General features: G+C 34.8%; 14 protein-coding genes. 6 read left to right on the forward strand and 8 right to left on the reverse strand.

Annotated features, from left to right (window positions below; genetic code table 11):
- Positions 1 to 17 precede the first annotated feature (17 nt).
- From corA to ACJJVN_RS09490, 4 genes are all read left to right on the forward strand, one after another.
- Positions 18 to 1,094: a magnesium/cobalt transporter CorA gene (corA, locus tag ACJJVN_RS09475; protein WP_104514993.1), complete on the forward strand. Its 1,077-nt coding sequence runs from the start codon at positions 18 to 20 to the stop codon at positions 1,092 to 1,094.
- The gene (locus ACJJVN_RS09480) at positions 1,085 to 2,404 is read left to right on the forward strand and encodes a hypothetical protein (RefSeq protein ID WP_405377928.1); all 1,320 of its coding nucleotides are present in this window, start codon (positions 1,085 to 1,087) and stop codon (positions 2,402 to 2,404) included. Before corA ends, ACJJVN_RS09480 begins: the two co-directional genes overlap by 10 nt.
- 286 nt (positions 2,405 to 2,690) lie before the next feature.
- Positions 2,691 to 3,251, forward strand: a complete 561-nt coding sequence (locus ACJJVN_RS09485; RefSeq protein ID WP_405377929.1) for a hypothetical protein — start codon at positions 2,691 to 2,693, stop codon at positions 3,249 to 3,251.
- Positions 3,252 to 3,254: 3 nt separating this feature from the next.
- Positions 3,255 to 3,920, forward strand: coding sequence for a hypothetical protein (locus ACJJVN_RS09490; protein WP_405377930.1), 666 nt, complete (start codon positions 3,255 to 3,257; stop codon positions 3,918 to 3,920).
- 77 nt (positions 3,921 to 3,997) lie between these two features.
- On the opposite strand, the gene ACJJVN_RS09495 is transcribed toward ACJJVN_RS09490, so the two are convergent.
- The 3 genes from ACJJVN_RS09495 to ACJJVN_RS09505 all read right to left on the reverse strand — a co-directional run bounded on the left by ACJJVN_RS09495 (position 3,998) and on the right by ACJJVN_RS09505 (position 8,683).
- Positions 3,998 to 5,254: an aminotransferase class I/II-fold pyridoxal phosphate-dependent enzyme gene (locus ACJJVN_RS09495; RefSeq protein ID WP_104514996.1), complete on the reverse strand. Its 1,257-nt coding sequence runs from the start codon at positions 5,252 to 5,254 to the stop codon at positions 3,998 to 4,000.
- 200 nt (positions 5,255 to 5,454) lie between these two features.
- Positions 5,455 to 6,495, reverse strand: a complete 1,041-nt coding sequence (locus ACJJVN_RS09500) for a PLP-dependent cysteine synthase family protein (protein WP_104514997.1) — start codon at positions 6,493 to 6,495, stop codon at positions 5,455 to 5,457.
- A gap of 136 nt (positions 6,496 to 6,631) precedes the next feature.
- On the reverse strand, positions 6,632 to 8,683 hold the full coding sequence (locus ACJJVN_RS09505) for a S9 family peptidase (protein ID WP_405368731.1): 2,052 nt from the start codon (positions 8,681 to 8,683) through the stop codon (positions 6,632 to 6,634).
- A 146-nt stretch (positions 8,684 to 8,829) separates the two neighbouring features.
- On the opposite strand from ACJJVN_RS09505, the gene ACJJVN_RS09510 reads away from it, so the two are divergent.
- Positions 8,830 to 9,153, forward strand: a complete 324-nt coding sequence (locus ACJJVN_RS09510; protein ID WP_405377931.1) for a YbaB/EbfC family nucleoid-associated protein — start codon at positions 8,830 to 8,832, stop codon at positions 9,151 to 9,153.
- A gap of 77 nt (positions 9,154 to 9,230) precedes the next feature.
- Here the strand turns inward: ACJJVN_RS09510 and ACJJVN_RS09515 are convergent, their stop codons facing one another.
- The 5 genes from ACJJVN_RS09515 to ACJJVN_RS09535 form a co-directional block, all read right to left on the reverse strand.
- Positions 9,231 to 13,484 carry a PQQ-dependent sugar dehydrogenase gene (locus ACJJVN_RS09515; RefSeq protein WP_405377932.1) on the reverse strand — a complete coding sequence of 1,418 codons (4,254 nt, stop codon included), beginning with the start codon at positions 13,482 to 13,484 and terminating at the stop codon, positions 9,231 to 9,233.
- 84 nt (positions 13,485 to 13,568) lie between these two features.
- The gene (locus ACJJVN_RS09520) at positions 13,569 to 19,364 is read right to left on the reverse strand and encodes a GEVED domain-containing protein (RefSeq protein ID WP_405377933.1); all 5,796 of its coding nucleotides are present in this window, start codon (positions 19,362 to 19,364) and stop codon (positions 13,569 to 13,571) included.
- A 303-nt stretch (positions 19,365 to 19,667) separates the two neighbouring features.
- The gene (locus tag ACJJVN_RS09525) at positions 19,668 to 20,045 is read right to left on the reverse strand and encodes a LysM peptidoglycan-binding domain-containing protein (protein ID WP_104515001.1); all 378 of its coding nucleotides are present in this window, start codon (positions 20,043 to 20,045) and stop codon (positions 19,668 to 19,670) included.
- 166 nt (positions 20,046 to 20,211) lie between these two features.
- Complete coding sequence (locus ACJJVN_RS09530) at positions 20,212 to 20,949, reverse strand: YebC/PmpR family DNA-binding transcriptional regulator (RefSeq protein WP_104515002.1); 738 nt, start codon at positions 20,947 to 20,949, stop codon at positions 20,212 to 20,214.
- A 174-nt stretch (positions 20,950 to 21,123) separates the two neighbouring features.
- Positions 21,124 to 22,089 (reverse strand): hypothetical protein, encoded by a 966-nt coding sequence (locus ACJJVN_RS09535; protein ID WP_405377934.1) that lies wholly within the window; start codon positions 22,087 to 22,089, stop codon positions 21,124 to 21,126.
- 191 nt (positions 22,090 to 22,280) lie between these two features.
- Here ACJJVN_RS09535 and ACJJVN_RS09540 point away from each other — a divergent pair, with 191 nt between their 5' ends.
- Complete coding sequence (locus tag ACJJVN_RS09540) at positions 22,281 to 25,157, forward strand: M16 family metallopeptidase (RefSeq protein WP_405377935.1); 2,877 nt, start codon at positions 22,281 to 22,283, stop codon at positions 25,155 to 25,157.
- Positions 25,158 to 25,293: the final 136 nt, after the last annotated feature.

Raw genomic sequence — 25,293 nt, forward strand, 5'->3', positions numbered from 1 at the left:
ATTCTAAAGTCATATTCATGAGAAAACCTAATATAAGATTGCGTCGTAAAGCGACACCTAAGTCTAGAACTAACGTATTCCAGCCACCTGGAACCATTTCTTATGTAGGAGAAGATAGGACTGGCGAAGTTAGCGCAGAGACTATTCTGTATGATGAGACCCATTTTTCTAAGCAAAATGGTATATTCTTAGATCAATTAAAGGAAAATCGTGTTAATTGGTTTAATGTAGATGGAGTACATGATATCGCTATATTAGAAAAGATAGGTAGTAAATTTCATTTACACCATTTACTACTAGAAGACATAGCAAACACTACGCAACGTCCTAAAACTGAATTTTACGGAAACTATATATATCAATGCATTAAGATGATTTCTTATGATGCAGAGAATCATGAACTTAATGAAGAACAAGTAAGCCTAATACTAACTGAAGACGCTGTTATTACTTTTCAAGAGAAGACAGGAGATGTATTTGAAAATATTAGAGACCGCATAGAAAACAGTCGTGGTCGCATAAGATCTGTTAAAAGCGATTATTTATTCTATGCTCTTATAGACAGTATAATAGATCACTACTTCATAGCTGTTGAACAAATAGGAGAATATCTCGATCAACTAGAAGACGAAATTTTTGATAACCCTCAAAAAGATTCCCTGAATAAAGCACAAAAGAATAAAAGGATGCTGCTTCAATTGCGTCGTGCTATTTTTCCTTTAAGAGAATCTATTTCTAGGTTGCTTAAAGAAGACAGCGCCCTGATAGAATCTAAAACACATGCTTATTTTCAAGATGCCTATGATCACTGTATTCAAATTATAGAAACCGTAGAATCTTATAGAGAAATAAATGCTGGATTACGTGACATGTACCTATCTAGTGTAAGTCATAAGATGAATCAAATCATGCAGGTACTTACTATTATGTCTTCTATATTTATACCACTTACTTTTCTAGCAGGTATTTATGGAATGAATCTACCTGACATGCCAGAAATGGGATGGGAAAATGCTTATAGTTATTTCTGGATTGCTTGTGGAGTCATATTCTTCTCATTACTGGGCTTTTTTAAGTGGAAAAAGTGGCTTTAGGCTTATCAACATCTGTAAAAATTGTTTTTGCGGCCTTCATCCTACTCTTAATTTTAAGTTGTGAAAATCAACCACAAGAAATAAAGATTGCTTTAAACGACATTTCTTTAAGCGGTAATACAATTGCAGTAGGGATCGATAATGAACCAGCTAGAAGTTCCCAAATAATACCGATACAAGACAAAATCTATAAATATGTCGATGCACCTTCTGGTTTAAATTTTAGAGATGCGCCTAAGGGGAAATTACTTGGCAAATTTCCTGATAATTATAGATTAGAAATTCTTGAAATGACAGATGTTTCCAGCATTGTTAAAGATGGGAATAAAGAAATCTCTGGCACATGGGTAAAGGTTACCACTGGTCGTGTAATAGGTTATGTATTTGATGGTTTTTTATCAAATAACTATAAAGAGATAGCATATGAAAACAACATTAATGATCTCTCTATTCTTACCATGGATAGTTATGAAAAGAAGAATGATGAAACTATTCCATTTATATCCTTGACAGACGGTTATTGGTCTAATCGTTTTCCTAAAGTTCTAGAAGAATATCAAAATGAATCGAGCATAAATAATGACGAAAAGCAAAACGAAATCTATTACCATATAAAAGGTGAAGAAAGAATTACTTTTTTAAACAATAGAGAGTTAGACGAATCAGATTTTTTATTCATTTATAACTATCAAACAGATCAATTAAAACAATTTAAAGTAAAAGATGTACCTCTTTTTACTCATGAAAGTATTTATGGTGGTGGTGATTATCTTACCGGTTTTAACCTAGAAGGATTAATAGAAACTAACAACTACTCCTATTATAATTCTTTTGCACATGTAGGCAAAGAAAACCCCTTCCTGACAAATTCATTAAGTAGTATCAATTGGAAAGCTATAAATACAAGCAAAGTGCCTAAAATCGAATTGGCCTATGGAGAATTTTTTAAATCTACTCAATACGATATAAAAGTAGCCTATCACTATGTAATAGATAACAACGATTACTACTACACTCGTAATAGCTTTGACAATGGAACTTACACGGCAGACTACATATTTGCATTATCTCCATCTAAACAGGTCTTATACATGACAGAAGTAACTGACAGTGAAAGTCACAGTCCTTCTCTTTACCTTGAAGAAAACATGGAACTGCCAAAAGAGCCGAATCATTATGCTGGCAGATTATTTAAAGATAAACCACCTGTTATTTTCGGACTTTACTATACTAGTTTTGGTTGTCCATTTATCGCATTTTTAGACGATAAAGAACGTATTATTTATATACAATGTGATAATAGACATTAAAGGTTAAAGAAATAAATCATTATTGATAATGAAAGACTTCAGATTTTTAGAATATGACAATAAACGTAAAAATATATTATGCGCGCATAACACTTTGGCACAGGTATTGCTTTATTAGTTATGAAGGTTAACAAGAGTAATTTTCAAAAAGTTTTTTGGTTGGTTAGTAAGAATTCCTGAGTTGTCATCTTGATAGCTCGGGATTCTTCATTTTATGACAATTTGTATTTTATGTCCAAAACAAATCCATACCAATAACCATTTAAATAATAACTACTTTTGATATATGAAGCAAATAATCACCATAACCTTACTCCTATTATTTATAAGCTGTAAAACAGATTCAAAAAAACCTGTCGTAGAAAAATCTGTAAAAACTGAAGAGGTAAAGAAAGAACTTATTTTTCCTGATGACTTTTTAGGCATTTATAAAGGTAATCTAGTAAACACAACCAGTAATGGATTAGAAGATATTCCCATGGAATTTCATTTACTTGCTACAACTGACAGTTTAAAATATGATTATAAAATATTTTACGGTACAGAACGAGAAGAAAGAGCCTACACTCTTATACAAACAGGAAATAAGAATATCTATGAGCTAGACGAGAACAATGGTATTATTCTACCTGTAGCACAATCACGCAACACCTTATTTAGTACCTATGAAGTGGCTGGTAATTTAATAAACAACAGTGAGGTGTTTTATGAGGATCGTATGGACTTTATGATAACCATGTCTAGTCTAGAAAACAAAGAAGAAACAGGAGAATCTGCTGGTTACAAAGTAAATAGTTATCCTATTTTAGTAATGCAACAAGCGACTTTGTTTAAGCAAACAGATTAAGTTATGAGTTACAAAGCTTTAATTTTCATGTTATTTTCAGTGCTAGGTTATAGTCAAATTAATCAAATGGTAGAGATACAACATATCAGTTATTCTTCAGAGCATGTAATAGACACTCTTATCTCTAGATCATGGGAGAAAACTGATTTTTTGTCTAAAAAAAGAATAATAAAAAGACTTAAGGAAATTAACAGAAATAAAGAAAATGATAGCCTAAAAACAACTCATGTTCTTCTTGATACAGACAAAAGCATGAGCATCAAAATCGGGACAAATGTTGACAGTCTTTTTTATATTGACTTAAAAAATCCATCTACTAACTATAGTTATCGTCACTCACAATTTGCTGGTTGTCTTATGGGTTACAGAGATAGACAAACATATGAAACCATTACATTACCTAAAAATGGAGAAGTTTACGAAGTTATAATTCATCTACTTGATGATGAAAGATTTGCTAAAGTGAAAATCGATACTCATTTCTCTGAGGTTTACATTAATGTTCATTTAAAATATGATTATACCGATCATACGAAAACAGAAATTGAAACTGTGGATTCTCTTGTGAGTAATTCAAATTTGAAAAATAAATTGCCATTACCGCCTTTGCCAGAGGTAATTGAAGTTATTGAAGATATTGATAGAATAACCGTTTTCAATCGCTATTAATCATAGCCTAATTTATGAGAATAAAAAAAGCCCTGATTTCTCAGAGCTTGTTTCTAATTGAATAAACAATTTATTACTTATGCAAAAGCGGCAGCAACACTAGCACTTAATCTTTTATAAACACCACTATCTAGACGCTCACGTATACCTTCAAAGGCAGTTAACGTCTCTTCTATGTCTGCCATAGTGTGTGATGCAGTAGGAATTAACCTCAATAAGATTAACCCTTTAGGTATAACTGGATATACAACTATAGAACAAAAGACACCAAAGTTTTCACGTAAATCTTTTACTAGAGCCATAGCTTCAGGAATACTACCTTTAAGATAAACTGGTGTTACACACGATTGTGTAGTACCTATATCAAAACCACGATCTTTAAGTCCACTCTGTAATGCATTTACGTTTTCCCATAGCTTTTCTTTAAGCTCTGGCATAGTACGTAACATATCTAGACGTTTCAAAGCACCTACTACAAGTTGTGATTGTAACGACTTTGCAAACATTTGAGAACGCAAGTTATATTTTAAGTAGTCAATTATTTCTTTATCAGCTGCAATAAAAGCGCCCGTACTAGCAAGAGATTTTGCAAATGTTGCAAAATACACATCTATTTGATCTTGTACACCTTGCTCTTCACCTGCTCCAGCACCAGTTTTACCTAGAGTACCAAAACCGTGAGCATCATCTACAAACAGTCTAAAGTTGTACTTTTCTTTAAGAGCTACTATTTCTTTTAATTTTCCTTGCTCTCCACGCATACCAAAAACACCTTCAGAAATCACAAGAATTCCTCCACCAGTTTGTTCTGCTATTTTAGTAGCACGTTGAAGGTTCTTCTCGATGCTTTCTAAATCATTATGCTTATAAGTAAAACGCTTACCATGATGTAAACGTACACCATCAATAATACACGCGTGTGCATCTACATCGTAAACGATAACGTCATCTTTAGAAACTAAAGCGTCTACAGTAGACACCATTCCTTGATAACCAAAATTCAATAAATAAGCAGCTTCTTTGTCTACAAATTCTGCAAGCTCATTTTGTAGTTGTTCATGAAGATCAGTATGACCACTCATCATACGTGCTCCCATAGGGTAAGCACTTCCATACTCAGCACCAGCCTCTGCATCTACCTTTCTTACCTCTGGATGATTTGCTAATCCTAAATAATCGTTAACACTCCAAGTAATTACTTCTCTACCGTTAAATTGCATACGGTTAGAAATAGGTCCTTCTAACTTAGGAAACACAAAATATCCTTCAGCTACACTCGCCCATTTCCCTAGCGGTCCTTTGTCCTTGTATATTTTATCAAATAAATCTTTCATATCACTAATTAAGCTCACAAAGATACGACTTTCGCAGCAATTCATCTATAGATTATGCATGCATAGTATTTTGTGATTTGTTAATAATGTGTTGAAGAATATACAGTTAGAAGTGGATCTCGCTTTCGCGAAAGCGTAATAAAAAATAAAACCCTAATCGTTTATAGATTAGGGTTTTAAATTATAAAATATTAAAAAGACTACTTAATGTACTCTATATGTTGTTGATCTGCAGTCGATTTTGAATCAAAAAAGCCTTGATCTTGCATCCACTCATCATTATAAATTTTACTCATGTAACGAGATCCGTGATCTGGAAAAATAATTACCACATTAGAATTCTCATCAAAAACACCTTCGGCAGCTAGTTGTTTAGTTGCTTGTAATGCAGCACCACTTGTGTACCCTACAAATAGACCTTCAGTTTGGGATATAAAACGTGCCGTATGAGCAGCCTCTTCATCCTTCACCTTTGTAAAACTATCGATAGCATCAAAATCTGTCGCAGTTGGGATTAAGTTTTTACCTAATCCTTCTATACGGTAAGGATAAATTTCATCCTTATCAAATTCTTGAGTTTCATGATATTTTTTAAGAACACTACCGTAAGCATCAACTCCTAAGATTTGAATATCAGGATTTTGTTCTTTTAAAAAACGTGCCGTACCAGATATAGTACCACCTGTACCACTACAGGCTACTAGATGTGTAATCTCTCCAGCAGTCTGGTTCCATATTTCTGGACCAGTAGATAAGTAATGAGCCTCCATATTCAACTCATTAAAATACTGATTGATATAGATGCTGTTCTTAATTTCATCATGCAAGCGCTTTGCTACTTGATAATAACTACGTGGGTCGTCTGCACTTACATTTGCTGGACACACATAAACTTTGGCACCCATAGACTTTAACATGTCTATTTTATCTGCACTAGATTTTGAACTTACTGCTAGAATACAGTCGTATCCTTTTATGCGGCTTACCATTGCGATACTAAAACCTGTATTACCAGATGTTGTTTCTATTATAGTATCTCCAGGTTTAAGAATTCCCTTGCGCTCTGCCTCTTCAATAATATGAAGAGCGATACGATCTTTTGAAGAATGTCCTGGATTGAAAGCCTCTACTTTGGCGTAATAATTACCTGGAAAATTTTCTACTGTTTTAGAAAGTTTTATAAGAGGTGTCTCTCCTATTAATTCCAATACATTATTGTACGCTTTGATATTGTCGCTCATATATAGGGTTTTGTTAAGAACCTGTACTGCGTTAGACTACAATTTTAGGAAAAGGTTGCATCCTAACTTTACAGAACCTGCTCTTTTGCACTTTAAATTTTAGCACAAAAACTTTGCAAATTTACACAAAAAAAAACTAGTTGTTAATATTTTCTAAATCTAATAAAAAAGCAAAATCTATAGCAACCTCTTTTAAAGCATCATATCGCCCTGATGCTCCACTATGACCACTAGAAAGATCTGTTTTAAATAACAATAAATGATCGTCCTTTTTAAGTTCTCTTAGCTTTGCAACCCATTTTGCAGGTTCCCAGTACTGTACTTGTGAGTCGTGGTAACCTGTTGTTACTAACATGTTAGGATATGACTGCGCAATCACTTGATCATATGGAGAGTAGCTTAACATATACTCATAACTATCTTTATTATTAGGATTTCCCCACTCGTCATACTCACCTGTAGTAAGTGGTATACTGTCATCTAACATGGTAGTTACTACGTCTACAAATGGTACCGCACTTAAAATACCGTTATAAAGTCCTGGTGCCATATTAATAATTGCTCCCATAAGAAGCCCTCCTGCACTACCGCCTGAAGCGTATAAGTGTTGTGAAGTTGTATATTTTTCTTCTATTAAAAATTTACTACAGGCTATAAAATCTGTAAAAGTATTGCGCTTTTCAAACATTTTACCTGTTTCATACCATTCACGCCCTAGATATTCTCCACCACGTATGTGTGCGATAGCAAATACAAAACCACGGTCTAATAAACTTAATCTGGATATTGAAAAATAAGGATCTATCGTACTTCCATAACTACCATATCCATATTGCAATAAAGGATTACCGTCTGGATTTTTCTTATCTTTTCTGTACACTAAACTGATAGGCACTTTTACACCATCTACTGCAGTAGCCCATACACGCTCAGACACATAGTTATCTGGATTAAAGTTAGGGTCTTCTATAGGTTGTGTTTTAAGTACTATTTCTTCTCTAGTTTCCATATCAAACTCTATAACCGACGGTGGTGTGGTCATAGAATTATAATTGTAACGCAATTTATTAGTCTTAAACTGAAAGTTTGCACTGGTAAAAGCAGTGTATGTCTCGTTGTTAAAGGGTAGGAAATAATCTACTGTATTATCCCATGCTTTAATTCTTATGCGATTTAAACCATTAAAACGGTCAGATATAACAAAGTAATTCTCAAAAAGGTCAAAATCTTCTAGAAGCACCTCTGGATCATGAGCAATAAAATCTACCCAATTCTCCATTTGCGGTGTCTCGATAGCGGTTTTCATGATTTTAAAGTTAGTCGCCTCATCTTTATTAGTCATAATATAGAAGCTGTCTTTGTAATGAGACACACTATATTCCATTTCTGGCAGGCGCTCTTGTACTAACTTAAACTCACTATCTGGCTGGTCTGCATCGATAAATCGTACCTCGTCAGATAACGTAGCAGACGATTTGATCATGATAAATCGCTCTGACATGGTTTTGTAAACAAAGCAATTAAAAATCTCGTCCTTTTCCTCAAATATCAATTGGTTAGACGCAGCTGGTGTACCTATTTGATATTTATAAATTTTATCGGCGCGCAGTGTTTGCTGGTCCTTGCGTGTAAAGAATAATGTTTTATTATCATTTGCCCACACAGATCCACCTGTTGTTAATTCTAGATAATCTTCAAAAATCTCACCGGTCTCCAGATTCTTAATGTAAATGGTGTACTCACGACGTCCTTTAGTGTCTACTCCATAGGCTACTAATTTATTATCGGGAGAAATATTCATAGAGGTAAGTTTATAATACTCATTCCCTACTGCCATTTCATTTACATTAAAAAGCAACTCTTGTTCTTCACTGCCGTCTTTACGCCTATAATAGTATGGATAACTCTCGCCAGTTTCCATCTTACTTATATACCAGTATCCATTTAATAAATAAGGTACAGACTCGTCGTCTTCTTTTATACGGCCTTTGATTTCATTAAAAAGATCGTCCTTTAATTGATTTGTATGTGCAGTACTGGCATCATAATAATCATTTTCTTTTTTTAAATAATCGATAACTTCTGGAGCATCACGCTCTGTCATCCAGTGGTAGTTATCTATTCTTTGATGTCCATGAATGTCATGAACGTGAGATATTTTCTTTGCAATCGGAGCTTTATGAGCCATATAAATCTTAAAATTAAAAAGCATTGCAAGATATAAAATAGCTTTCCATTTGCTACTATAGTTAGTAGAGAGTTATTTTTGTTCTCGCTTTCGCGAAAGCGGAATTACAACAAACATTTTACACATTTAATTAAAAAAGATAAATTATGTTCGGAGATATGATGGGAATGATGGGAAAACTGAAGGAGACCCAAGCAAAAGTAGAAGAAACTAAAAATAGAATGAATACTGTTCTTATAGATGAGCAATCTAGTGATGGCTTATTAAAAGTAACGGTAACTGCTAGTCGTCAAATTAAAAATGTAACTGTCGATCCAGAACTTTTGGAAGATAAAGAGCAACTAGAAGATTATCTAGTTATGGTAACCAATAAAGCGCTTGCCAAGGCTGAAGAAATTTATGAAACTGAAGTCGCAGCAGTTGCCAAAGATGGAATGCCTAACATACCTGGAATGGATATGTTTAAATAATTCTCTGAATCTTACGGAATAAAAAAAGGGCTGTTCTCTTAATAAGAACAGCCCTTTTTATGTGAATTATAAATTGATTAATTAACAATCAATTGTTTACTCGTTGTAATACCTGATGCATTTTTAATTTGCAAGATGTAATTACCTACTTTTAAATTATTACCTAAATCTAATTGAGCCTCGTTGTTAGACGCATCGATCTCATTCCAGTTAATAATTTGCTGACCTAACATATTATATAATGAAGCAGATTTTATAGTCTCTACACCAGTACCTGATATATAAATAGTCTTATTTGCAGAAGTAGGATTAGGATATATAGTAAATTCTACCATATCAAGCTCTTCTAAAGAAAGGACTGCATTTGAGAACTTAATTTCAAATCTATTTGCGGCACTAGAAGCAGCATCTGTAGACTGTATAGAATAATTATAGATATTATTACCATCGTTTAATAAAGTGTACGACCCTAAGAAATTATCTTTTAAGTATACTGGTAAACCTACTGTAGTTACATCTAGAGATAATGCATAGTCTACTGCTCTATAGGTTACTATATCTAGAAAAAGTGTTTCATTATCTTGAGGTGTAAAACGATTTTCAATACTTAATTTATCAGTTCCATTCATAAAACTAAGAGTTTCATCTAGGTTGCTGAATTTTATAGCATCATTACCATCCACACCGTTAGAGCTAGCTGGGTCAAATCTTACCACTACTCCATCACGAGCAGACATACCGTTTTGCAACTCTGTTTGCTCATATAGTTGTACAGATATAGAACCTGTAGTGGCACTGTTTCTTGCGCTATTAGAAAAACCAGCCGTTATATCTTTATCAGATTCTGTAAAAGAAACACTTGCTGCACCATCTGCTAGTGTAGAAATAAAGAATGACGTGTTAGGTTGTAAATACTTATCCATAAGAGAACTAGCGTTATTTGAGCTATTTGCACTTACATCTACGGTAACATAAGCACCTCTAGTATTGATAGCTGGGTCCCATAAATATACAAATGAACTGCTCACGTTATTGGAAGCAGCTAGCACAGTACTTAAATCTACTGGTGCCTGGTATGGATTACCTACAAAGTTAAACTCTCCTGCTACGGCGCTTAAACTACCGTCAGTTACATTTCCTGTAACTAGATTACCTGTTGCAGTAAGAGTAGTATTAGAAGGTGTTGCAGCATTATTTGTTAAATCTACTGTTCTATCACCTCTCACTAACATACGGTATGCTTTACCAGCAACTAACCCTAGTGTAGAAGTGTTTGCAATAGCCTCCCATTGTTGACCTGTATTATTATACGTAAATAATGAAGGAGCACCAGAACTAGTCATGTCAAAACCATTTGCTCCAGTATCAGAACCTGTAATATGTGTTCCAGCACCACTAGTTAGACCAGAATCATTTTGCCAGTTATCTGCTATACTGTTTGCTGTAGTTAAGGATGGGCTCAAGAATCTAAAAGATCTTTTTGCAGGTACATAATGCTCTACAGCAAAGTTACCAGTTATAGATCCATTTACTGGTCCTACATAAGCCGTGCCTGTAGCGTTACTAGTAAGCAACATCATATTTGCAGGGTTTACAGTTAAATTATCATTTACAGTAAGTAAATTATTTATTGATACATCAGTATTAACCGCAAGTACATTATCTACTATTAAATTATTTAGACCAAAGCTGTTACCACTAATTGATTGACTAGAAGTTCCTGACACAGATAAAGTTCCTTGAGAACCAATAAAAGTTCCATCTACTTGTAAGTTTTCTCTCAAATCAATTCCTGTAGTACCTAAATCTAGCGTTGCACCAGTTTGAACAGTAACATTATTAAATAAAGACATTGCAGTTAAACTTGCAGTACCATTCATTACTGTAACATCTTCTGCCTGATATTCAGAACCGCTTGGGTCATAAGGTGCCCAAGAATTATTGTAAATAAAGTTAATGTCTTCACCAGCATTAGCCGTTACATCATTAAAACTTGATATAGTTTCTATAATCCATTCTGATGCCGTCCAAGTATCGTTAGCCTCTGAAACAGTAATTTTTCTTATTGCACGTGAATTAGAATAATCCCAAGGTTCACCGAAACCACTTTGACCTAACACACCGTAAATATCAACTATCACATCATCTCCATTATACAAGACATAAATATCGTCTCCATTACCATTAAGGAGGTTATAATCTGTGATATCTGGAGTAAAAGACCCTCCTGGTCTACCTACTGTATAATAATCTCCCGGCTGTAAAGTAGCTGTAAGATTAGAAGGATTCACGGCATTACTACTTCCATCAAAAGCAATTGCTAAATAGAAACCTTCAGCTCCTAGATCAACTGCTGCTGTTCCATAATTAAAAATTTCTACATATGCCTCATTAATATCTGTACTAACAACTTCTGTAATTATAATAGTTGGATCTAGAGAAATGGTAGTTGTTGCATTTGCTAGAGGAGCTGTTGAATTAAGATAGTCGATATCTTTACCTACGTTAGAAAATGCTATAAGCTGGAAGTAATAAGTAGTATTAACATCTAGATCGTTGAACACATAATTCTCAACACCACTATTTACTTTTACAAGACCACTTCCATCAGAAAAATCAAAATCATTTGAAAAGTCTGTTCCATCTGTAAAAGTCGGAAAACTACCTGATGTAGTACTTACTGCAAGTGCATAACCATCGGCACTATTTGTACCTACAGCATCATTCCAACTTAGGTTGATGTCTACACCATTTGAAGTAGCTACCAAACTTGTTGCTTGATTTGAAGGTTCTGGAAAACTTTGATACTCAAATTTAAACACAGCACCAGGATTTGCAACACCTAGCGAAGATGTCCCTGATGGTCCTGAAGTAGAACCACCACTATCAGTTACTGCATAAATAGTATTACCATCTGCAGAAATAGCAATATCTCTATATCTATCTATGGATGAGTGAAACTCAATAAGGTCTGTTGTTATATTATTAGATGCATCGACACCATAACGGTAAAGAGCTCCTTTTTTAAGTGTAGGAATGATTAAATTTTTAGAGAAAGGTAAGTTACCATTACCCTCATACACATCAATACTTGAAGGTGCTACAGTAGGCCATGTTAAAAAGCCTCCTTGTGGCACAGCAGTAACTGTACTACCATAAGTTGCTATAGGTCCTTGAAAATCCACTGGTAAGGGAAAATCTGTCTCTTTATTTGTAAGTGCTCCAGAAGGGCAATCATTATTTCCTGTCCATGAGCAACCAGCTGCAGATCCTTTAATACATTGCTCATAACCTAGGTCATCACGTTCACCTACGATAAGTGGCCATCCATAATTTTTACCTCCTACTAGAACATGAACCTCGTCATCTACTCTATCTCCATGCTCGGATTGAAATAAAGTTCCGTTACTATCAAAAACAATTCCCTGCGCATTTCTATGTCCATAAGTAAAAATATGAGATTGTACCTTATCAGAATCTGGGCGCATAGTATCCGCATTATTTGGTACTGGCGAATTAGAAAATGGATTACCTGCACTTCCATCAGGTACAGCAAATGGGTAAAATTTAGGATTATCAACTGGAATCGTTCCATCTAAGTTAATACGTAATGATTTCCCTTTATAGGCTGACCAATCATTTGCATTAACCGCAGCTTGTGTAGGTAATGCTTGTGACTGTACTAACTGACAGAAATTTTGAAATTGATTTGCTCCTAAATCACCAGATGTGTAATAAATTTTAAGGTCTGGCCCTATTTTCATTCTACCAGAATTATGATCATTACTAGCATCCATTCCTTGGATGAGTACATTAGAAGTACCATCATTAATAGTTCCTGTAGTAGATGTGTTAGGTACTAATGTATTCGTTGAATTATCATATTCAAATCGTTCTATTCTTAAACTGCGATCTCTACCGTATGGAGATGAAGTATTAGAATATGTATAAGCTAGGTAAACATAATTATTAGTCGTAGTCGTTATATCTGTATAAAGATCTGGATGTATAGCCATTCCCATAAGACCATCTTGTCCAGCTGCGCTATACACCTCATTATGAAGATCTAACATTACGGTTTTTGCACCAGTATTAGGATCTATACGCACCACGCGTTCTCCGTTAGTAGCATCTGATGTATTATCTAGCGCTGCTCTTTCTGTAATCCACAAAAAGCCATCAGGTCCATAAGTAATTTCATTAGGATAAGAAACTAACTGATCCATGTTAGCCAACTTTGTAACTGTCCAGTTTCTACCGTTAGTTTCAGGATTTTGTGCTAGAGAAAAAATACTCCAACAAAATGCTAATACGAGTAAAGTTTTATTCATGATTTTATTTTAATTGATTAGGGGAATTGAAAAAAAAACTGCTTTTGTTTTTACTTACAAAAGCAGTTTTCAAATTAATACTGTTTAGTTTACTATGATCTTTACAGATTTTTTAGTTCCTTTTACATCTATCTCAACAAGGTAAATGCCTGAAGAAACTTGAGGGATGTAAATACCGTTTTGTATGTTGGTAAGTTCGCTTTCGCGGAAGCTGAATAATGATTTACCTGAAAGGTCATATACATTCATTGCACTTACAGATTCTTGTAAATGATCTACATAAATCTTACCATCATTATTTAAATAATAAATATCTATTTGTTCTAAAGTCTCCTCGTCTAAGCCTAAAGTTCTTTGTTCAAAGACGATTTCAAATCTAGAACTGTTTTTACCATCTGCAGAAAGTGTGAAGTAATATTCTCCATTTCTTAAATCATGATAAGTATTAGTCTCGTTATCTCTTAAATATAGTTCTTGAGATGCAGAAATGTTAGCAATCTCCTTTGCACTTATCTTGTAATTAACTGTAGAAATTCCATGAACGGTTAATGGTACTACCTTAGAAGGTGTAATTTGATCAAAAGATCTTATTACAAAGTTTTTACCATTATAAGAGGTGTACATATCTGTATCTCTTAAAGCTTCAAACATAGCTCCATCATATCCATAATCTACTCCATCGGTAAGAAAATCTGCAAAACCTAAAACGATCTCTTTGGACGCTCCATTATCAGCTTCTAACTCTAATCTTAATATATCAATAGTCTCATCTTGATAATCAGATCTATCTGCTGTAGGCTGTGGTGAACCTGGTGCGCTTACAAATATACTTTCTCCTAAACTTTCTTGTTTAAAGACACGTTGCCCATTGTTAAAGTTCAATGTACCATTATCTGTTAGAGTTACAAAGAATCCTTGAGATACTGGTAAGAAAAATGTAGGGACTACTGTACCTACAGTTGTACCTCCTAAAGCTCCACTTCCTGCAATTTGTGTTGCATTTACTGTTGCCATTTTTGTTATAGTTGCATAACCACCTTCATAATTTGCTAGTATATGGTCGGTACTACCGAATTGATCCCATAAGTAAACGGCACCATCTATAACACTTGCATTATCATCTATAAATGTACGTGCATCGATCGCACTAGGATAAGGATTACCTAATAATGAAGTAGTTAGATCTACAGCTGGATCACCATCGGTATCTATTGCTGTAATATTTATAGAACCGTTGTTAGGTTTACCCTCAAATAGATATTCTTGATCACCTACTGCTCCTGCCCCTTTCTGACTCCATCCATGACCTGCATCTATAGGACTAGTACCATCTATTCTAAACCAGTCTGCATATGAAACTCCATTATTAAAAGTATGTAACCATCTACCACTTATCGTTGTAGGAATTGTTACAGGTGGTGTTCTTACTCCTACACCAGTAATATTAATAAAGCCATCTGCATCTTGTAACATACCTAAATTAAAGGTATTGTTATTACTAGTTGTATTTTCAACTCCTACAGGAGAACTCCAGTAATTGTAACTAAACACATCACTTTTACCTTCTTGCCATCTCTTTAAACGACCAGCACTTGAAACATCTAAATCACTATCAATGGTTTGTACTAGTTGCGCATCTCCTTCTAGGTCTATTAAACCATTAAGAATTACATACCATTCATTCTCTAAATAATTACCATCTTCGACCATAATAGAAGCTGCAGCGTCTACTACAACACCTACTGTAGATATACTAACATCTAGTGTCGTTTCATGTCCTACTTTAATAATGGTGTAATCGTAGTTTTCAATATCTGCTGGATCCCATACTACGGTCTGTACAAAAGTTGCGTTATCAGATAACAATCCATCTTGAGCGGTAACATAAGGAATAGGTGCTGTTTGTGGCACTATCTTCTTCACATTATACATTCTTATATCTGTATTACTTGCAGCATCAAATACGATATCACCTTCTATACTGGCAAAGTCATAATAAACAGCAATATCATTCCATAAAACACTTGTGTTCTTAGGTAAGATCTTACCAGTAACTAGTGTTCCATTAGCTTCTATTTCTTGGTACATAAGTCTTCTTACATCAGCAATGTCTATACCTTTGTTGAATACTCTAATTTCATCCAAGAATCCTCTATAATAATTAGAAGATCCAGCCGTAGCTGAATTACCTACTGTAAAAGGACTACCAGATGCATTTGATAAAGCAGCGCCTGCTGTAGCGATAGTAGCTTCTTCTACACCATTAATAAATAGTTTAAGATCTGTAGCCGTATATGTTGCTGAAATATTTACCCACTTAGTATTTGAAATAGTACCAGGAGAAGAAACTGTATAAGTGTTACCACCTGCATCGATAGCAGTTACTATTACCCTACTCGCACTATCTAGAGAAATATTAAAATTCTCTTCTCCCATCACGGTTACATTTGTACCTGTATTTTCTGCAAGAGCCCATGCCATAATAGTAGAACTGCTCAGGCCAGCTGTTACAGGTGCAGGAGTTTGTAAGTAATCATTTCTACCGTCAAAGAATATGGATAAATCATCATCTAGATCTATAGGCGCACCATAAATACCTGTATCAAAGTCGTTGTTTCCATCATAAACTCCATCTCTATCGGTGTCTACGCTGCCATCTACTCTACCATCACCATCACCATCCTGACCTGCGTAATAGGAATTATCAATATCGCTACCGTTAGATAGGTCATTTAAATTATCATTACTATCTACATCTATATAATCTGGCAAACCATCATTGTCAGTATCTAGAGGTAGAACAAAATTCATTGTTCCATGATCTTCACCATCTGCATCATCATCATTATCATCTATAGTACCTAGTAATCCATCACCATCAAATTCATCAGTATCAACACCTGATATTGCATCTGTACCTTCACCTATTCCATCGCCGTTAACATCTAGATCTCCTAAACCATCATATTCTAAAACATCAAATATTCCATCATTATCACTATCTAGATCAAGATAATCTGGCACACCATCTCCATCGCTGTCTCTAGGCGTATAAGTTTCATAAGCGTCATGTAAACCATTACCATCAACATCTACCCAAACAACTTCTAGAGTTGTTCCATCTTCATCGCTATCTAATACAGCTAACCCTGCAGGCTGTCCTATTTCATATACATTAGGAATACCATCGTTATCATTATCAAGATCTATAACGTCTGCAACACCGTCACCATCAAGGTCACAAAGAGTTTGTGTAATTTTAATATCATCTAGAGCTAGATCATTTCCTAAACCTCCTGGAGAATTATTCACCATTTGTATGATAAAATCGCTATCTGCTAGAGTTACTGTTGTGTTAAACTGTATCCACTGAGACAAAGAACCACAACCGTTGTGAGAACCGTCTGTACAACGTTCTACATCTCCTGCATTATAAGAATCAAGTAAAACCGACTTATCAGAATTGAAGAAATTAACTGTTACGTTAGGTAGAATTCTTGGTAGTTCAGTTCCAGGAAAATCAGAATCTTGTCTATCTATGTTCAATGCCCAAAACTCATAAAATATAGGAGCACCTGGTACCGTACCTACTATCTCTGTTTCATAAAAAACTCCTGGATCTACATCTGCATTAAATATTGCCATTCTACCATTTACATCACCCACTGTATGATCTTCTCCATAATACCAAACATCTTCTGACCAAGTAGAAACATCTGGACCAAAAGGACCTATATTCGTTGAACCATTATTGTCACTAATAGAATAATGAACAGTATAGTTACCATCCCCTAGATTTACTTCAGTATCACATTCATTAGGCCCTTGAACTATCGTACCATCTTCATAACAGTAAGTAGTAGTAACACCTGCAGTAGAACCATCTATAGTAACCCTATTGGTACCTGCACCAAATGTTTCATTTAAGAAAATTACATCTGCTGTTGTGCTTAATGGACTCAATAAACATGCATTTTGTTCATCTACATCTCTTATACCATCATTATCATCATCTACATCTACATTATCTGGCACACCATCTCCATCTGTATCAGGATAAATTTGTGCACCTTCTCCTTGAATCGCAAAGATGAATGGATTTTCATTAGAATCATCACTACTTATTTCTATAGTACCGTTATGCTGTCCTATAGTTCTAGGTGTATATCTTATTTGAAAAGTTTCTGTAGCCCCTGGTATTAAAATCGTACCTGGTACCGGAGTATTTTCTAAAGTAAAAGAACTATGAGATCCTGTACCAAAAGTAATGGGTCCTACTAATCCTAAAGTCAAATCACTAGAACCATTATTAGTAATTACAAATGTATGCACATCATCACCTATGTTACTATCTACAACTCCATAGTTAGTACCATCTGCCAGAGTTGTTGTAGTACTATTATACGCAATGGCCACAGCATTCCCTGACAATGATATATTTGCTCCCGCAACAGGCAAAATATCGATTACATAATCCTCAAATTCTTCTGACTGAAGACCAAAACCAGTATCTGTAGTACCACAAGACTCTACACTAGCCCAATACCTTCTACTACCTATACGAAGTACCGTTTTACCGGTAACAGCAGATGTTGGTATAGTAATAGTCCTTACCGCATAAGGACTTGCTTCAGTTCCACCGGTGCCATTGGTTGCATAAACATTGTCCCCTGCATCATTAAAATCACCATTGCCATTAAAATCTATAAAAGCTGCCCAACCAGAATTATTACTCCCATTATTAAATACATCTAAATCTATTGTGTAACTATTACCTGGTATCATGTCGGCTGGTGGTACATCTATATAATTACCATAACCGCCATCATCGCCTGAAGTGTTATCAATGTTTTGTGATTCACCAGAAACTTGTACTCTAGTAATGTAGTGTACTTCATTACCTGTTCTTGCATTAGAATTAGAAGTCGGAACACATGCCCCTGTATTCACAGTTATATATACCGTAGCCGATTCACAAATTGAACCAGCATCACAAATTTGATAATCAAAACTATCTGTTCCTATAAAATTTACCGCAGGATTGTATTCAAATATACCATCTGTAATCTCTATAATTGTTCCACCATTAGTTGTAGGCGTTGCTGTTATAAGACTATAGTCATCCCCAGAACTTCCATTAACAGTACCTATATTATCATTCAAGCCAACATCTATTCTATTGCTTGCACCAGAAGAATTCAAAAGGACATTTAATTCATCATCAGTCGCAGAAACATTGGGAGAAACAGCAACATTCAAGGTATAATCCTCTACTTCTGCCCTACCAGTAAAGCTACATCCACTGGCATCTATTGAAGCACCGCCTCCACAAGTACTACAATATGAAGCAGCTATCCTAAGTATTGAAGGTCCAGATGGAGCCGCTAGTGCTACCGTAAAACTACCATTTGTAGTTGCAGTACCTGCATTATTATTTATATAAGCACCAGAATCAAACACTTGAACAAATGTACCATTTGCACCATAATCAATCCACGCAACTACCTTTAAATTACCCCACGATTCTTTTACATGGTCTAAAGAAAAATTATAACTTGTACCACCTGTAACATTTAAAACTTGGTTAGTAAAATCTGAATAGGTAGAATTGTCGGCACCTGTATTGTTATTAATCTGACTTGCAGCATCTCCTGTGACTTGAAAATTAGTTATATTAAAATTGTTAAAATCTTGCATACCAGTGGGCACACACTGAGAATACATGGTATTTGAGCAGATTAAAAGGGTTGCAACGGCAATAACCGTTGTCTTAATATCTAATAATAAATAGTTTAATATATTATTAAATGTCCTAAACCGTTTCTCAAGGTTAAAGCAATGATTAATAGAAGTAATAGTTGTAAGGTAGAGGGCTTTCATAATACGTTTTGTTAACGATTTATCATAATGCAAATTTAACACCTACACTCTGTTATTTATTTGAATTTTAACAATTGCTACACAATATCGATTAAACACCTGATTAACAGTTAAAAAACACGTTTACACACTTAACAAGGATACACTTTATCGATTATTAAGACTGCAACTATGTAATTGATCGAATTTTTACACTTTTATATATAATTTTTCCTACAATAATGTAACATTTTAACAAAAAAAAGCCTCGCGAGTAGCGAGGCTTAACATTTTATAAAGACTTTTTTAAGACTTTATACTGTACTATAGATTAGGAATAACTAGTTCCTGACCTGGGTGTATCACATCTGGATTATCTAGTAAACCAGTATTTGCTTCAAAGATTTGCTTGTACTTCATTGGGTCTTTAAAATAATGCTTTGCAATAAGACTTAATGACTCACCACTCTTTACAGTGTGCTTTGTATAAATAGAATCATCGGCAACTTGAATATCAGCCATAAGGTCTGCTGGGTTATCACCACCTACCTTTTTAATCTCGTCCCATAATAAATCCTTATCATATGGAGTTGCTGCTGTACCTCTTATTTCAATTTTATCACCATTCACCTGTACATCACCATCTTGAATACTTAGTTTTTCTCCTAAGTCTAGTACGCTTTGATATTTTGCTTTTACCATTGTATATTTTTGTTTTAGTTAATAATGTTAAAGTTAAGGATATTAATCGTTATTTCTAAATTTGTACCGATAAATAGATTTACATCGGTAAAATACACAAATAACCTACTAACTGTATTTATTCCGCTTTCGCGAAAGCGAAACTAAACGAACACCTCTCCTGCTCTTACTCCTTCATAGTAGTATAGACGTTATTCACGTCATCATCCTCATCTAGTTTATCTAGAAGTTTATCGATATCTGCGCGCTGCTCTTCGGTTACTTCTTTTTCTATAGTAGAAATGTATTCAAAATCTGAACTTAAGATTTCTATATTAAGTTCTTCCAGTCCTTTTTGTAGCGTACCATAATTTTGAAAATCTCCATAAATCATAATTCCATCTACAGAGTTGCTGTCTTCCTCATCCTTCTCATCAAAGAATAACTCTTCGGCACCGAAGTCTATTAACTCCAGTTCTAATTCTTCTAAGTCTTGACCTTCGGCAGGGATTCTAAAATGACATTTATGGTCAAACATAAATTCCACAGATCCTGATGTACCTAGGTTACCATCACTTTTTGTAAAATGACTACGCACATTTGCTACCGTTCTGTTATTATTATCTGTAGACGTTTCTACCAGTACAGCAATACCATGTGGTGCATAACCTTCAAAAAGTACAGTCTCAAAATTTGCAGTATCCTTATCAGTTGCTTTTTTAATCGCACGCTCTACATTTACCTTAGGCATGTTTACCGCCTTGGCATTTTGTATAACAGCACGCAGGCGAGAGTTAGAATCTGGATCTGGCCCACCTTCTTTTACAGCAATAACTATATCTTTACCTATTCTAGTAAATGCCTTAGACATTGCACTCCATCTTTTCATTTTACGCGCCTTGCGAAATTCAAATGCTCTACCCATTTCTATTTAATTTTTAATAAGTTGTAAATATAAAATCTTGCAGCTATGTTTACAACCATAAATATCAAAAAGCAGCAATAAAACTGCTGCTTTTTGATATTTTATTATTCTATTGAGTCTCTAATTAATTCTTATATATAATAAGGACAGTCCTTTTAATAAAACGCTTTATCATTATCCTGCACGATGTGGTACATGAGTCTGTAAAAAATTAGCGCTTATTTCTCTCCACTCTTTGTAAAAAGTTTTTCTCCACACATTTGCCTCATGGATTGCCGTATTATATGCATCTGTTTTTGTCATAATGTTCTCTCTAGAACCAGTCTGGGCATCTTCCTTAATAACCTCTATAGGTTTAAGACCTACCGTTACTTGTGTATTTAATTTTTCATTGTACTTAACCAGCGCTTTGTACAAACTGTCATCTGTACTGTAAGAATTAAATTTATCTAGTTGCGTAGTGTCGTATAGTTTTGATTTTAAATTCTCTACATCATTACGATAGCTAGTAATATCTTTTTCATTTAAGCCCTGCCAGAAATTTCTCTCTGCTTGTTGCAAACTAGAAAAAGCCAGCTGCAGCTCGTTATAATAATCATAAACCATAATAGTCTGTTTCATATTAAGAGCCAGTTCACTCGTGTTTTCTTTAATGATTAAATCGTGTTTATTTCCATAAACAGCAACCGCATCATTATAGTCGGCTCTTAACTTATACACCGTCTTTCTTATATTTTGTAGAATTTGCAATTGATTTGTAGTAACCTTACTAACATCTTTATTCTTTAAAAGCGCTAGTAAGTCTTCTTTTACAATAGCCTGATTACCTTCTAGATAATTAATCATCGCCAGTTTTAAATCTGAATCAAACGCCTTTACCTTTTTCACCTTTGTAATACTATTGCGTATGGTGTTTTCTAGTTTTTTACGCTTTCCTTTTATGGCGATATCATCCTTAGAAAAAGTATACAGTCGCATGTAATCCCATACACTGGTGACTACCTTTTCATTTTGACCATCTATAAAGGTAAGGTAAGATTTTGCATCGTTAAAATTTTGCGCTCTTACGTCGTTTGCCATAAAAACCAGCAATACAAAGAGGTAGCTTAATTTAAAAATGGATTTTTTAGGTAATTTCATGAATTGTGTTAACAATAATTAATAGAATAAATTATAATTTTAGAACAATAGTTGCGTTCTTTATGCTGTGATCTGATTTTAAACTAGCAATTTCTATACCGATATAGCACTGTTGGATTTCAGTTTCGCTTTCGCGAAAGCGAGAACACCAAAAAAACCAATAATCAAAACTAACCCAAAAAACCAATTAAATGAAAAAAGTATGGATTCCTTACTTAGGAGCACTTGCGCTTACCATAGCCGCATGTGGACCTAAAGTAACCGACAACAAGACAAACACCCCACCACCACCGCCTCCACCACCAGCTTTACAAGTTCCTGCAGTTGCTGGAATGACAGAAGCCATACCTATGGATCCTAGTGTGCGCATGGGGACATTACCTAACGGTCTTACTTACTATGTAAAAAACAACGGTAAACCAGAAGATAAAGTAGAATTAAGACTTGCTATCAACGCAGGATCTGTTCTAGAAGATGACGACCAGCAAGGTCTTGCGCATTTTATGGAACACATGAATTTTAATGGTACGAACCATTTTGAGAAAAATGAATTAGTAGATTATCTACAAGGAATAGGTGTCAAATTCGGTGCAGATTTAAATGCTTACACCAGTTTTGACGAGACTGTTTACATTCTTCCTATACCTAGTGACGACCCAGAAAAGCTAGAACAAGGTTTTACTATTATAGAAGACTGGGCTGGCGGTGCAAAACTAGAAACAGATGCTATTAATGACGAGCGTGGTGTGGTACTAGAAGAATCACGTACCGGTAAAGGTGCGTCAGATAGAATGAATAAGGTTACTATACCGGTACAGTTCTATAATTCAAAATATGCCGATAGATTACCGATAGGAAAAGATGAAATTCTTAAAAACTTTAAACCTGAGGTTTTAAAAAGATTTTACAAAGACTGGTACCGTCCAGATCTTATGGCAGTAGTTGCTGTGGGAGATCTAGATGTTGCTGTTATGGAGCAAAAGATCAAAGATCATTTTGCTAAAATTCCTAAACCAGTAAATCCTAGAAAACGTCCTGTAATAGAATTACCTAATCACCCAGATACAAAGGTGGCTATCGCACAGGATAAAGAAGCAACATTTGCCAGTGTAAACATATCTTACAAGGATAAAGTAGCCTCTACTCCTACTCTTACGGTAGGTGATTATAGAGATGACCTAGTGAATGGGCTTTTCTCTTTTATGATCAACAACAGGTTACAAGAACTGACACAAAAGCCTAATCCGCCGTTTATATTTGGTTCTAGTAGTTACGGTGGTACAGTAGCTAGAAATAAGAATGCTTATTCGTCGTTTGCTGGTAGTGCGCCAGATGGTCAGCTTGCTGCTTTAAAAGCATTACTAGAAGAAAATCAACGAGTGAAGTTATACGGTTTTGGTCAGGCAGAACTTGATCGTGCAAAACAAGCCTATGGTTCTTTCTTTGATTCTTATTACAAAGACAGAGATAAACTAGAAAGCAGTCGTATAGTAGGACAGTATGTACAAAGTTATTTTTCTAAAGAAGCAGTACCAAGCATCGAGTGGAATTATAATAAGACTATGGAATTACTTCCTGGTATTAATGTAGAAGAAGTAAATGCAAAAATTAACGATTACATCCATGATGATAACCGTACTATCGTTTTTACTGGTCCTACCACAGACACTCCACCTACAGAGGCGCAAGTGCTTAAAGTAGTAAGTGAAGTTGCAGCTACTAAAGTTGCTCCATATGAAGATACAGAAGTAAGAGAAAGTTTAATTGAAAAACTACCTGCTGCAGGAAGTATTTCTAAGACTACATCTAACGATAAAGTAGGTACAACTACCTACACATTAAGCAATGGTACTACAGTAACTGTAAAACCTACTGACTTTAAAAATGACGAGATCCTTATGAGCGCCTTCAGTTATGGTGGTACAAGTTTATACAGCGATGAAGATGCTAAGAAAACTGGACTAGCAAATGGTGGTCTAACACAAGCTGGTGTCGCTGGTATGTCTCAAACAGATATGTCTAAGTTTTTGACAGGTAAACTAGTAAATGTATCGCCACGTATAGGTTCTCTTACTGAGAGTTTTAGAGGTAGCGCTACCCCTAAAGACCTAGAAGTAATGTTTCAATTGATTCATTTATACTTTACCGATTTAAATAAAGATGACGAAGCTTTTGCTAGTTTTATCTCTAAGCAAAAATCTTTTATAGGTCGCATGATGTCAGACCCTAACACTTACTTCAGTAACGAGATTAATAAAATACGTTACGGTTCTAACCCTCGTTACACAGGCTTCCCAACTGAAGAAAAATTTGACGAAGCAGACTATGATCTAGCTTATAAATTATATCAAGAACGCTTTGCAGACGCTGGTGATTTTCACTTTTATCTAGTAGGAAATGTAGATAAAGCACAAGTAGAAGAATTCTCTAAGAAATACATCGCTAGTTTACCTGGTTTAAATTCTAACGAGAGTTACAAAGTAAACGACTGGAGAGAAGCAAAAGGTACACGCAAGAAAGTGGTTAAAAAAGGTACTGATGACAAGAGTAGCGTGAGAATAAACTGGAGTTATGAAGTACCAGCTTATAGCGCAAAAGAAAACCTTGCTGTAGATGCACTAGGAGAAGCTCTTACCATTAAGATCATAGAAACACTACGTGAGAAAGAAGGTGGTATCTATTCTGGTGGTGCGCGTGGCTCTTTGAGAAAAACACCTTATCCAGCATTTAGTTTTGGTATCTCGTTCCCTTGTGGACCAGATAACGTAGATAAACTAGTAGATGCAACCATGAATGAAATCGATCTTATCAAAAAGAACGGACCTTCAGAAAAAGACTTGAATAAAGTAAAAGAGGGGTATTTACTAGACTATAAGGAAACGGTAAAAACTAACCGTTACTGGCTAAGCGTTCTTGTAGATGCAGACGAAGATAAAAAAGACATTAATAAAGTATTAGAATATGAAAAAGCCGTAAACGCACTTACTGCAAAAGATATTCAGGATGCTGCAAACAAATATCTTACAAAAGATTACTTCTTAGCGATCCTAAAACCAGAGGATAAATAAGAACTAATTCTTAAAATTCAAAAGCCCATTTCAATTACTTGAAATGGGCTTTTTTTTATGCTTAAAAAATACTACCAAAACCCTTCCCTAACCCTAAAGGGTAGGTTTCTATTTCTTCATTTATAAAAAATAGTAC

Origin of the sequence: Nonlabens sp. Asnod3-A02, from assembly GCF_045063755.1 — a bacterium.
Taxonomy (GTDB): Bacteria; Bacteroidota; Bacteroidia; order Flavobacteriales; family Flavobacteriaceae; genus Nonlabens; species Nonlabens xylanidelens.